Annotated in this window: 14 protein-coding genes; 3 read left to right on the forward strand and 11 right to left on the reverse strand. The window is 44.9% G+C overall.

Going from position 1 to position 12830, the window contains the following annotated elements:
• The first annotated feature begins 114 nt into the window (after positions 1–114).
• The 3 genes from IGI84_RS14095 (at position 115) to abc-f (ending at position 4012) form a co-directional block, all read left to right on the forward strand.
• On the forward strand, positions 115–2115 hold the full coding sequence (locus tag IGI84_RS14095) for a KUP/HAK/KT family potassium transporter (protein ID WP_220426517.1): 2001 nt from the start codon (positions 115–117) through the stop codon (positions 2113–2115).
• An 80-nt stretch (positions 2116–2195) separates the two neighbouring features.
• Positions 2196–2324, forward strand: a complete 129-nt coding sequence (locus IGI84_RS14100; RefSeq protein WP_005233423.1) for a hypothetical protein — start codon at positions 2196–2198, stop codon at positions 2322–2324.
• Positions 2325–2428: 104 nt separating this feature from the next.
• Positions 2429–4012, forward strand: a complete 1584-nt coding sequence (abc-f, locus tag IGI84_RS14105; RefSeq protein WP_220426518.1) for a ribosomal protection-like ABC-F family protein — start codon at positions 2429–2431, stop codon at positions 4010–4012.
• Between the two features lie 95 nt (positions 4013–4107).
• Here abc-f and IGI84_RS14110 read toward each other — a convergent pair whose 3' ends face one another.
• The 11 genes from IGI84_RS14110 to trmB form a co-directional block, all read right to left on the reverse strand.
• Positions 4108–5568 carry a peptide MFS transporter gene (locus IGI84_RS14110; RefSeq protein WP_005227746.1) on the reverse strand — a complete coding sequence of 487 codons (1461 nt, stop codon included), beginning with the start codon at positions 5566–5568 and terminating at the stop codon, positions 4108–4110.
• Positions 5569–5925: 357 nt separating this feature from the next.
• Entirely contained in the window at positions 5926–7110 is a 1185-nt protein-coding gene (locus IGI84_RS14115) for an acetate/propionate family kinase (protein WP_005233419.1), read from the reverse strand.
• 24 nt (positions 7111–7134) lie between these two features.
• On the reverse strand, positions 7135–8139 hold the full coding sequence (locus IGI84_RS14120; protein ID WP_081117827.1) for a class I SAM-dependent methyltransferase: 1005 nt from the start codon (positions 8137–8139) through the stop codon (positions 7135–7137).
• A 176-nt stretch (positions 8140–8315) separates the two neighbouring features.
• Positions 8316–8627: a competence type IV pilus minor pilin ComGG gene (gene comGG, locus IGI84_RS14125; protein ID WP_259280116.1), complete on the reverse strand. Its 312-nt coding sequence runs from the start codon at positions 8625–8627 to the stop codon at positions 8316–8318.
• 13 nt (positions 8628–8640) lie between these two features.
• Entirely contained in the window at positions 8641–9066 is a 426-nt protein-coding gene (comGF, locus tag IGI84_RS14130) for a competence type IV pilus minor pilin ComGF (protein ID WP_077452346.1), read from the reverse strand.
• Positions 9056–9370, reverse strand: a complete 315-nt coding sequence (locus tag IGI84_RS14135) for a hypothetical protein (protein ID WP_220426520.1) — start codon at positions 9368–9370, stop codon at positions 9056–9058. Before IGI84_RS14135 ends, comGF begins: the two co-directional genes overlap by 11 nt.
• Positions 9351–9815, reverse strand: coding sequence for a competence type IV pilus minor pilin ComGD (comGD, locus tag IGI84_RS14140; protein WP_430600465.1), 465 nt, complete (start codon positions 9813–9815; stop codon positions 9351–9353). The genes IGI84_RS14135 and comGD overlap by 20 nt, the downstream gene beginning before the upstream one ends.
• On the reverse strand, positions 9799–10104 hold the full coding sequence (gene comGC / locus IGI84_RS14145; RefSeq protein WP_140966125.1) for a competence type IV pilus major pilin ComGC: 306 nt from the start codon (positions 10102–10104) through the stop codon (positions 9799–9801). The genes comGD and comGC overlap by 17 nt, the downstream gene beginning before the upstream one ends.
• Positions 10101–11129 (reverse strand): competence type IV pilus assembly protein ComGB, encoded by a 1029-nt coding sequence (gene comGB / locus IGI84_RS14150; protein ID WP_220426522.1) that lies wholly within the window; start codon positions 11127–11129, stop codon positions 10101–10103. The genes comGC and comGB overlap by 4 nt, the downstream gene beginning before the upstream one ends.
• A complete protein-coding gene (gene comGA / locus IGI84_RS14155; RefSeq protein ID WP_420681152.1) occupies positions 11083–12045 on the reverse strand; it encodes a competence type IV pilus ATPase ComGA in 963 nt (320 codons plus the stop codon). Before comGA ends, comGB begins: the two co-directional genes overlap by 47 nt.
• Before the next feature lie 87 nt (positions 12046–12132).
• Positions 12133–12789, reverse strand: coding sequence for a tRNA (guanosine(46)-N7)-methyltransferase TrmB (gene trmB, locus IGI84_RS14160; protein WP_077452352.1), 657 nt, complete (start codon positions 12787–12789; stop codon positions 12133–12135).
• Between the last annotated feature and the right edge of the window lie 41 nt (positions 12790–12830).

Here is a 12830-nt window from a genome sequence, read left to right on the forward strand (position 1 = left end):
ATCTTAAATCAACAGCAAGCGGGAATCCGCTGGTTTAAGATGTTTCTTGCAAGACCTAAGTGGCAAGGGGCCGCTTAGGTCTTTTTGCAGTTTAACATGGAGGGAAAACAGTCAATGAGTTCAAGCAAAATGAAAAAAGTGACCGCCGGCGGACTTTTAGTCGCCATGGGGGTGGTCTACGGTGATATTGGTACGAGCCCACTTTACGTAATGAAAGCCTTGGTGGAGGACAATGGCGGACTACGCACCTTAACACCTGATTTTATCTTAGGCAGCGTCTCGCTCGTCTTTTGGACGCTGACCTTGTTAACGACGATCAAGTACGTCTTGATCGCATTAAACGCGGATAACCATGGAGAAGGCGGGATTTTCTCCCTTTATACCTTAGTTCGTAAAAACAGTCGCTATTTGATTATTCCAGCAATCATCGGGGGCGCAGCCCTGCTAGCAGATGGCGTGTTGACGCCGGCCGTGACGGTGACCACTGCCATCGAAGGATTACGAGGGATTCCAGTCTTTTTTGATCGCTTCGGCAATGACCAATCGATCATTGTCGGCATCACCTTAGCGATCTTATTGGTCCTCTTTGCCCTGCAGCGCTTTGGGACTGAGTTTGTCGGCAAAGCCTTCGGACCGATCATGCTAGGCTGGTTTACCTTCTTAGGCATCGTCGGGGTGATGAACTTTGCCGGTGACCTTTCGGTGATTCGCGCCCTTGATCCCCGGTATGCGATCAATCTGCTCTTTAGTCCCGATAACAGTTCCGGGCTCTTTATTCTCGGCAATATCTTTTTGGCAACGACTGGTGCAGAAGCCCTCTACTCGGACTTAGGTCACGTGGGTAAGAAAAACATTTATGCCAGCTGGCCCTATATCAAAGTCTGCTTGATGCTGAATTACTTTGGTCAAGCGGCGTGGTTGCTGCAAGTCTATCAAAACCCGACTTATCAAGAAATCGAAAACTTGAATCCATTTTTCCAAGCATTGCCGCAAGGATGGACAGTCTTTGGTGTCAGCTTTGCCACCCTCGCTGCCATCATTGCTTCGCAAGCCCTGCTGTCTGGCTCCTTTACCTTGGTTTCTGAAGCCATCAAGTTGAAACTATTGCCACGGATGCAAATCATCTATCCGGGGGCGTCTATCGGGCAAATGTATATTCCTGCCTTGAACACCTTGTTGTGGATCGCCTGCTCCGGTGTGGTCTTATTCTTCAGGACTTCTACGCATATGGAAGCCGCTTATGGATTGGCCATTACGGTAACGATGTTGATGACCACTGTTTTGCTCTATTTCTACTTGCACCAAAACAAGAAGACCCGTTTCTTGGCACCGTTCATCACGCTCTTTTTTGCAGTGATCGAGGGCATTTTCTTTATCTCCAGTGCGACCAAATTTTTCCACGGCGGTTACGTTGCCATCTTACTAGCCTGCCTAATCATCGGCGTGATGCTGATTTGGGAATGGGGCAATCGTATTCAAGAAAATGCTGCCGAAGAAGTTGCACTTTCTACCTACATCCCTCAATTGAAACAGTTGCGGGAAGATGATTCTTTGCCATTATCTCAGACGAATGTCGTCTTCATGGTTCCTAAACTGCAAGACGATCAGATCGGTCAGCAGTTCATCTATTCCATTTTAGACAAACGGCCGAAGCGTGCCAAAGTGTATTGGTTCGTCAATGTGGAAGTCACCGATGAACCCTATACGAAAAAATATGAAGTTTCGATGGCAGATACCGATTTTATCGTTAAACTAAAGCTTTATCTCGGCTTTCGGGTGCCGCAAGAAGTCAATCTCTACATTCGCCAAATCATTCAAGAATTAATGAAAGATGGTCGCTTGCCGCTGCAGCCGCAACGCTACTCCTTAACGCCTGGACGCAATGTGGGTGATTTCCAATTCGTGATGATCGAAGAAGAGCTGTCGAATGCAACGGCATTAAGCAAATGGCAGAAGCAAGTCATGCAGACGAAGCTTTTTATCAAACGCCATACCATTTCACCTGAACGCTGGTTCGGCTTAGAATATAGCGATGTGGTTCATGAGACCGTCCCATTGGTCATCGGTCAGATGAAAGAAAGCTCTCTGACAGAATTACGCATCGAGGAACGCTAAGAAACCGCCAGTCCTGGTTGAACTTTCTGATACTTTCAGGTACACTGAAAAGACAAAGACACAAAGGAGGGAAAACGACCATGATGCGCATGACTAAAATAACAAGTAATGAAAATTACCAACGATACCATATCGCATTTAGCCATGCAATTGGTTTTACAGTTGCTGTTGACGGGACTAGTCTGTCCAAAACAGTGAAATTTACGTAAAATCAATGGCCATCTCAAGGTATTTTTCTCGAAAGAATCTGAGTTTAAATAACACTGGCCATGGATATCCATGGCCTTTTTGAGTGGTCTCAAGGAGAGAGATCATGATCATACAAGCAATTGCTATTAAAAAAACCATCGGCGGAAATCCGTTATTTGAGGAGTTATCCTGCCAAATCGAAGCTGGAGAAAAAATAGCCCTAGTCGGCATCAACGGAACGGGCAAATCAACCTTTTTACAAATCTTGACTGGCGCTGAAGGCGTCGATAGCGGCGTTATCAGCCGCCAAAAAGGCTTAAGGATCGGGACGGTCGAGCAAGAGCTGACCGTTTCTGAAGCAACCGTTACCCACTACCTGCTCCATTCTGCTGCTAACATTCAAGAACTCAAACAACAAATGAGTCATTACGAAGCCTTGATGGCAGAACCCAATACTGATTTAGAGAAGTGTCTGATCCGTTATGGCGAGTTGCAGCAGCGCTTTGAAGAGTTGGGCGGTTATGGATTAGAAGACCGAATTTCCGCGATCTTACAAGGCTTAGGAATTCCCCATCGACAGGACGCACGGCTAACAGAGCTTAGCGGTGGTGAACGGGTCAAAGTCGCTTTAGCCAAAGTGCTAGTTGCCGATGCTGACTTGCTGTTACTGGATGAACCAACCAATCACTTGGATCTTTCAAGTATCCGCTGGTTGGAAAATTATTTACAGAATACGAAAAAAGCGGTCCTAGTCGTTTCTCACGATCGGCACTTTCTTGATCAAGTCACCACCAAGACCTGGGAACTGGAAGAAGGCGCCTTGATTGAGTATCCTGGGAACTATAGCCGATTTCGTGTCTTGAAAGAAGCTCGCTTGGCGGAGTTGACCAAAAATTACGAACTGCAGCAAAAAGAGGTCCAGCGCCTGAAAGTCATGATTCGGCGATTTCGTCAGTGGGCCCATGAAGGAGACAATGAGGCCTTCTTCAAAAAAGCCAAAGAATTGGAGCGCCGCCTAGCGAAACTAACCCTGGTCAAACCGCCAGCGCCCCCGAAAAATCGGCTGCAAGGCTTGGCGAATGGCGAAAAATCTGGCAAAGAGGTGTTCATCGTTCGCGACTTGCACCAGCAATATACCGATCAGCTCCTATTCAAAGACAGCAGTTTTGCGGTCTACCGTGGGGAGCATCTAGCGATCATCGGCGACAATGGTACCGGAAAATCAACCTTACTCAAGTTACTCCTCGGTGAGGAAATTCCCAGTGGCGGCACCATCAAGCGCGGCAGCAGCTTACAAATCGGCTATTTGCCCCAGCAGTTGCAGTTTGCCGACCCCGAGAGCCGCTTGTTGGCCTACGTACAGACGTTGACAGGAAACGAAGAAACGGCTCGCCGACAGTTAGCTAAAAGCGGTTTTTATCAAAGTGATGTGGCCAAACGAATCAAAGATTTGTCTGGTGGTGAAAAAATCCGTTTGGCATTACTGAAACTCTTTTTAGAAAAAATCAACGTCCTGATTTTGGATGAACCAACCAATCACCTCGACAGCTATGCCCGAGAAGAAATTGAAGAAATGCTGCAAGATTATCAAGGGACCCTGCTGGCAGTCAGCCATGACCGCTACTTTTTACAGCAGCACTTCCAAGAAGCCTTAGTTATTGAACAGCAGCAGATCACGCGCCAATCTCTGAGTCCCTTGATTGACTAAGACATTGATTTGCAACAAAAAAACTTGATTTTCCTACCGTATGCATGGGTTGTTCAATCCATGCATAGGCGGAAAATCAAGTTTTTATTTTTTGATCAATGAATGTTGCCGATCAAGTTGCGGATCGGTTTTCTAGCTAAATACAAGATGATGCCGACAACAACGGCTACTCCGCCGACGATGCCATAGTACATCCCTTCTGTTTGCGGTGTATAGAACCGAGCGATTTGCGCATTGATGGCTTGTGAAGACGCGTCTGCTAGCAGCCAAATCGCCAAGGTTTGTGCTTCAAAGGCTTTTGGCGCTAGTTTGGTCGTCACCGACAAGCCCACCGGTGAAAGACACATTTCCCCAGCAATCATAATGAAGAAGCTCAATACTAACCATAATGGGCTGACCCGTTCTTCTACTCCAAACAAAAGGCTTGGCAGCATCAATAAGAGAAAAGACAAACCGGCTAAGACTAAACCGATGGCAAACTTCACTTCTGTCCGCGGTTGACGAGAACCTAGTTTGGTCCACAACCAAACAAAGACAGGTGTCAGTAAGACAACAAAAAGTGGATTTAAGGTTTGATACAAACTTGCTGGAATATTGATGCCGAATAACGTTGATTGCGTACGGTCAGCGGCAAACAATGCCAAGATCGATGAGCCTTGTTCTTCTAAGGACCAAAAGACGATCGCTGACAAAAACAGCGGAATGTAGGCCAATACTTTTTTCTTTTCATCTGGTGTGACATCTTTCGAGCGCAGCATTTTGGTAAAGTAGTAGATCGGTAAGAAAATACCTAGAACACTGATAAAGTTGATGAAGAAATCAACCGTCAGATGCCCCGTTGCAGCTGCTGCGCCAAACAACACTGCCAATGCGAGAAGAACCAGAACGACTGCTCGGAAGAAGGTTTTCTTTTCGGCTGCCGATAAGGGATTCGTTGGCGCGATCGCTACACTTTTCAACGTGGTTTTTCCTTGCACATAATACTGCACCAAACCGATGAACATCCCGATGGCAGCAATCGAAAAGCCTAAGTGGTAGTTGACCTCTTGTCCTAAGATCCCGACGATAATCGGTGCTAACAAGCCGCCGATATTGATCCCCATATAGAAAATCGAGAAACCAGCATCCCGACGGATATCGTCTTTGCTGTACAAATGCCCCACCATACCCGATACGTTGGATTTCAATAGTCCGGTTCCGATGACGATCAGCATCATGGACACAAACAACGCTGGAATCCCTAAAGGTGTTGCCAAGACGATGTGTCCTAACATGATCAAGATCCCACCATAAAAAACGGATTTATTTGATCCTAAAAGACGGTCCGAGATCCAACCGCCAACAATGCTTGACATATACACTAAGGAACCGTAAATCGACATGATCGCCACAGCCGTTCCTTTTGGCAACCCTAAGCCGCCGTTGGCAACTGCATCGTACATGAAGTACACCAAAATCGCCCGCATACCATAGTAACTGAATCGTTCCCACATTTCCGTGAAGAATAACGTCGACAGCCCACGCGGCTGACCTAAAAATGTTTTTTCTTTTTCCATATGAATGGCCCCTTATAAAAATTAGTGAAAATAAAATAGCGGAATTTTTCTGAAAATTCACAAATGCCAGTTTATTCCCATTTGGCAACTTTTACAAGGGTATTTCCCTGAGAACATCCTACAAAAAAGGAGGGAAATTTAAATTCAAATGAAAGTAAAATGAGAAGCCTTCTAAATAAGTCCAGTATGAACCACTTTTCATATGTATAATTATTAAATACTCTGTTTAAAAAATTAGAAACTGGTCTTCACCAATTTTTACCTCTGACACCATTTTTTTTGATTTTCCTACAAAAAAGCACATGCAAGTATTTTCTCTTGCATGTGCTTCCTCTTCTATTTAAGGATTGCTTTGGCTTAGCCGCGTAAACGTTCCACATCGCGAGCGATCATTAATTCTTCATCTGTTGGGATCAAAAGCACTTTGACTTTTGACTCTTCAGTTGAGATCACTAATTCTTCGCCGCGTTTTGCATTTTGATCGGCATCTAATTCGCAACCAAACCAAGTCATGCCTTTGATGACTTCGCTACGGACGTGGGCATCATTTTCACCGATACCAGCAGTAAAGACGATCGCGTCAACGCCATTCATGGTTGTGACATAGCCACCGATATATTTACGGATCCGGTCAGTAAAGACATCATAAGCAACTTTGACTTCTTCTTTGTCGTAGTTTGCTTCTAGATCCCGCATGTCACTTGAAATACCAGTTAAGCCTAATAGACCAGATTTTTTATTCAAAACATCCACCATTTCATCGATGTTCAAATCTAATTTTTCCATTAAATATGGTAAAACAGCAGGATCGATGTCACCTGAACGTGTGCCCATCGTTACACCAGCTAATGGCGTGAAGCCCATTGAGGTATCCACTGATTTTCCGCCGTCAACCGCAGTGATCGACGCACCGTTCCCTAGATGGCAAGTGATGATTTTTAATTCTTCGATTGGTTTGCCTAACATTTCTGCCGCACGCTCAGAAACATAACGGTGGCTTGTACCGTGGAAGCCGTATTTACGTACTTTAAACTCGTTGTAGTACTCTAGTGGCAAGCTGTATAAGTAATTGTGTTTTGGCATCGTTGCATGGAAAGAAGTATCAAAAACAGCGACACTAATGATTTCTGGCAAGATTTTTTTGAAAGCAGTGATCCCCATCAAGTTTGCTGGATTGTGTAATGGCGCAAATTCAGCCAATGCTTGGATGCGTTCCATCACTTCGTCTGTAATCACAACAGAATCAGGGAAATCTTCTCCGCCGTGAACGACACGATGGCCGACACCAGTGATTTCATCATAGGCACCTAAAATGTTTAATTCGATCAGTTGATCCAATAACATCTTTACCGCTACTTCGTGATCGTTGATGTCGATGATTTGTTCGAATTTTTGATCTTCCCCATATTTGATGGTAAAGATAGAATCTTTCAAACCGATTCGTTCAACGATTCCTTTAGCGACAACTGTTTCCTCTGGCATTTGATATAATTGCCATTTTAAACTTGAACTTCCAGCATTGATTGCGATTGTTTTTGACATGATGATCTCCTTATCCGAATTATATTACAGATTTGCTGCTTTCCAAGCCGCAAATTGTTCAAAAAGTTTTGTGATGTTCTTTGGTTCTTTCAGTGAGGCTAGCTTGACCAGCAAGACTTCGTCTGCTTGTTTGCTTGTCCCTCCATGGTTTTGTAAAAGCAAAATACTTTTACGTGAATGTTCATTTTTAAAGAGTTCTTCAGGAAGCTGAATCATTCCTTGCAAATAAACCTTTTCTTTCAGCCATTTTTTCAAAAATTCACTCTGTTCTGTTTCCAAGAAGTTGCTTGGTACCAAGAACAAACCGTACCCACCTGCTTTGACATAGTTCATCGCTTGTTCCATCAGCAAATGATGGGCGTAACTGTGTCCTTCAGGAGCCGCTGTAATGAAACTTTGGGCTTTTTCATCTTGTGGGTAATAGCCCACCGGTAGATCGCTGATTGCCAGATCCATTGGTTCGATCAATAGCTCTTGTAAGCCATCTTGATGGAACAAATGCAAAGGCGCTTTGGTCCATTCCCCCGTTGCAGCTGCGATCGCCAACAAGGTTTCGTCAATATCCACACCGGTTCCTTCTACTGGCCGCTTGGCTAATTGTAGATTCAGCAAGACTGTCAATAAGAGATTCCCCATGCCTACCGATAAATCCAGAAGTTTCACTGGTTGATCGGCACTGCTTAGTTGCTCGATCAGATAAACGAATAAAAACCCAAGACTATCTGGTGTCAGTTGGTGATTGGCCTGCAAGCGCTCCGTTTGGCTGCCTTTGAGCAAAACCAACTGCGCAAGCTTGCGTTTTTCTTCTGCCGATAGTTCCATTGCTCGAATTTCTTGATAGATGGTTTCTAAACGAGTAGCAGTTGCTTCATCAGGTACCCCATCGATCACACGAACTTGGTATTGATCAACAAAATTTTCGATCGTCTCTACGTAAGCATCAAAAAAAGACGTTTCCAATGCGTTTTGAAGCAATTGGATCGCTTCAACGGTCAAATGAAAAGACGTTTCCATTTTTTCTGCGGACATCTTGCACCTCTTTTCAAAACTATAACAACATATATACCTGTTTAATTTTAGCCGATTCATCCAAAATAATCAATCGCTTTCGTTTAGAATAATTTGTGAAGCTGTAAACATTCTTTTTCTATTTCTGTATGAAAAAGGATGGTCGAAACAACCATCCTTTCCCTGTACTATTCCTCTTAGTCTTCTGTGTCTATTTCAGGCTGTTCTTCGGGTAACAAAAAGGTAAATGTAAAGCGGCGGCTTTTGACATGGCACTCGATCTGTAAGACCTGTCCTTGCCGTTCATAGGTCAACTTTCCCACATTATAAAGACGTGACCCTTGATCAGCCATTTCGTTTTGCAAGAATTCCGCATGGAACAGTTCACTCATGATGCGAGCTTCATAAGTTTCAATGGTTTTTGTATAAAAAAGTGCCGTTGTACGACTATTTTCTAACACCAGTAATAGCATCAAACTTATCAGCTGCACAAACAATAATGCTGTCAATAAAATACCGCCCTTATGCCGCCTCTTGTGTGTGAATTTTCCATTGCCCAATTTTTTGCTCTCCATTCTCAAAGGAAACGGTAAAGCGGATCGCTGCGCCAATTTTCTCAAAAGACACATCCGCTACTTCTGTCAATAGTGGTTGATAGCCATTGTTGTCCCGTTTCCGCAGCACGCGATTGATGCGATCGATCGTTACCGAATTGTTTTGACTGCTTCGCAAATATAGCGTCGTCTCGCTGACTGATAGATAGGTACAGGTACTTAATTCCCGTTCCAGCTGAAGCAAAAACACATGCCACTCTTGATCTTTGCGAGCCATGATCTGCTGATTGACCGGTGCCAGGTGCTTGACGATCCCACTGATCATCAATAAGCAGATCGCCAATACCCATAAAGACAACAGGCACTCCCACAAAGTAAAGCCTTTACTCTTCATACAAAATCTCCCAGAGCTGTCCGCCACTTTGGATGCGTGCCTGTTGATGCTGCGCTGCTTGCCAAAAGCGAACTTGATAGACCGCCTGACGCTGCGTCGTGTAGGTGATGGCTGAAGAATCAAAGGAATGGTTCTGGACTTCTTCATACAGCACCCTCATCATCTGGGCTTTTTCCTGCAATGCCGCACTTTGAGCAAGTACAGCAGCCTGCATCACTAAAAACAATAAGATACACGTTGCTAACACCCCAAACCCCATCAGGCTTTCGACCAAGATATACCCGCTATTCAACGATTTTTTCATAACGGCCACTCCCAAATAAAAACTTATAGCTGATGGTTTGCTTTTTCTCCTGCCAATAAAAAACGATCTTTCGCAGACTGCTGTTGTTGCCAGATTGACTACTGAACAGGATGTCGGGAAACGCCTGCATCGCTAGCTGTGAAGGAACTTCAATCTTCGTTACCGGCTCAGTTGCAGCGCCATAAAATGAAACAGTTGGCGTTGGCTCTGCTTGATAGACGGCCCGGGTTTGTGTGTTGTCGATGATGGCCGTTTGCTGTAAAGTGTAGAGCCCTTTTTCTAAGCGAGCACAAAAGCCTAAGACTTCGGCAGATTGCTGATAGTATTCAATGGCCACAATAGGAAAAAAGAGAAACATACTACTGACAAGAAGGACCAAAAGGCTTTCTATTAAGGTAAACCCAGCAAAAGAGCGCCATTGACAATCCTCAGTTCCCCTGCTCATAAATCGCATATTGTTCCTCAGATACATACCCTTCAGCAATCAATTCTTCTCTCGAAGGCTCCCGATTTTCATTCAGACGGAAGAGTTCGATCTGGGTTTCCACTACTTTCACGATCGCCGCATTTCCTTTTTCATCAATGATTCCTCTTTGATTGGCAAGATTCGGGACAAACAATAAAACTAAAATACTGATCACTAATAAAACGACTAGCATTTCAACCAATGTAAAGCCTTTTTTGACACGCCAAATCCCCTGCTTGCGAGGAGATGCTACTTTCTTTTCTATCATTCGATCACTCCTTGGATATTTCCATAAATCGGCAAAAACATAGCGGCATAGATCCCAACGATCATTAAAGCAACCAACAAAAAAATCAGAGGCTGAACCCAGTGGATGGCTTTTTCGATCCGCTGAAACAAGCGTTCCATCAATAATTGACTGTATAAAAAAAGCTCTTCTCCTAACTTTCCTCGTACTTCTCCTTGAAAGACGATCAAAGAAAATTCTGGTGTGAGAAACGAAAAACGCCGAAGTTTTTCTGGGAGTTCTCCCCCAAGTGTCAAGGTCACTCGCAGCTCTCGTGCTAATTCTTGAATCAGCGTGGCTTTGCTGGTTTGTTCCATGCACTCAATAATTTGTTGGATATCTAACCCTTGCTGAAACAACTTGCCCCATTCCAATGCGAAAAAACTCGTGTGATAACTCGTGTACAATGCTCCGAACAATGGCAGGCGGCTGAAAAACACAGCTTTTTGCAAGGCAGTGCGGCGGGCAAACACCCAGCGGCTGGTCACAAAAAGCAGCACACTTAACAACAAGAAGAGGATAAGTACTGCGGGTGCCCAAGTGATGGCGCGAATGCCCCAATGACCTTCGTCGATCATGCCAGAGGCTAACAATTGGGGCAATAAAAAGCGGTGCATCCCAAAAAGCGCAGCTAGTAAAAAGACCAGTAACAAAAGCGGATAGGCAGCTACTTTGTACAGCAGCTGTTTTTGCTTGTTGACCAATGTGTGGTAGTCGACCATCCGCCGCAAGGTCGCCGTGAGATCCCCATGCCTTTCTGCTAAATGAAGCTGACTTTTTTCAGTAGCTGATAACGACAACGGCGCTACCGCTGCTGCAAAGCTTTGCCCTTGGGCAAGATGGACAATCAGCTGTTCGATCACAGGTTCAGAAAACTGGCGGCTGCGCAGCAGCACTTGGAGGCTTTCTTGTAGGGAAAAGCCACTCTCCAATAACACCGTGAAGGTGACTAAGAGGGCTTCAGTTGCACGGCGTGGTAGCTGGGGCTTCTTTTTCATAAACTTCATCGCTGATCCACCCACTTTCTTTCACTCGGTTTAGTACGTGTTGCCACTGTTTTTCCACTTGCCCCTCATAAAAGTGATACGCCAGCAATCCATGAGGTTCATTCGCTTCATTTGGCAGCAATCGCTGATAAATGATCCCTTGCAGCGCATGTGCCAGACGATCGTCTGTCCCGAGCAATTCCAGCAGCCGCGTCTTGGTTTCTGCTACACCTCGGGCATGGATCGTGGCAAATACTCGGTGACCTGTCAGAGCGGCTCGAACAGCGGCTTGCGCCGTTTCTTTGTTACGGATCTCGCCAATCAAAAGCAGGTCCGGACGATACCGCAAAGACAAGCGAATCAATTCATCATAATCTTGCCCGATCTTCAAATTAGTTTGTAGCTGCAAAAAGCGCGGCTCTTCGATCTCGACGGGATCTTCAATGGTAATGACTTGCCCCTTGGTTGCCCGTGCTAACTGATACATGAGGGTCGACTTTCCTGAGCCAGTGGGGCCTGAAAACAAATACAGCCCTCTTTGTTTGGTCCCCTGCTGGATCTGCTGGACATCTTCTGCAAAGAAATAGCGCAGATGCTCCTGAGTCAAGGGATAAAGAAACCGCATCACGAGACTTTCACGCCCTTGGTAGTCACCGACTGTTGAGATGCGCAGCCGCTGCAGCTGATCGCCGAACGGATAACTGACTGCGCCTAACTGAGCTTTACGTCGCTCTCCCACCTCCATTCCTCCTAAAAATTTGAAGCGAGTGATCAGCTGTTGGGCTTCTTCATTCGTCAACACTTGATAGGACTCTCTGAGATAGCTTTTGCTGAAAATTACCTCCATCTGTGAACCGTTAGGCAAAATGGCCAGATCCTGCATACGTTCTTGTCTTCCATAAAGAATCAACTCGTCTGAGAATGCTTGAATATCCACGACTTATCCCTCCTAAAAAGAAATACGCAAACGCTTTGAGAATAGAAAAAAAGATGAAGCAAATTTGCTTCATCTTTCATCATTCGTTTATTTCTGTGGTTCTTTTGCCACAAATTGGGCTTCCACCCGATAGATTCGCTGCCCGCGGCTGGAGAATTTTTCTTCATATTCCGTCATGATATTGTTCTCAAAGGTACTGTTATGCAGGTCCAACCAAACTTGTTTGATGATCATGCCATATTGAGAAAAGCTCGCTAAGGAATACTCAAACAATCCTTGGTTGTCCGTTTTGAAATGGATCTCGCCATTAGGTCGTAAAATTTGCTCGTCCACTGCTAAAAAGGCTTTGGAAGTCAAACGGCGCTTCTCATGCTTTTTCTTAGGCCAGGGATCAGAAAAATTCAAGTAGATCTGGTCTACTTCATTGTCCGCAAAATAGTTGGTCAATGCGGAACCATCCACATGCAGCAGTTGCAAGTTTGGGATCTCCTGCTCGATCATTTTATCCAATGCGATCGAAACGACACTGATCTGCATCTCTACCCCAATATAATTGATCTCGGGATGAGCTTTCGCCATTTCTGTAATAAATTGGCCTTTTCCCATGCCGATTTCGATGTGTAGCGGATGATCATTGCCAAAGCGTTCATGCCAACGCCCTTTCCATTCGGTAGGCTCTGCAACGACGTATTGTGGATGAGCTTCAATCAGCTCTTTTGCACCTGCACGTTTTCTTACTCTCATGTTTCTTCCTTTCCGAAAAAACAAGATGGAACCAAATTGCC

It is taken from the genome of Enterococcus sp. DIV0008 (assembly GCF_050542615.1).
Taxonomy (GTDB): domain Bacteria; phylum Bacillota; class Bacilli; order Lactobacillales; family Enterococcaceae; genus Enterococcus_D; species Enterococcus_D innesii.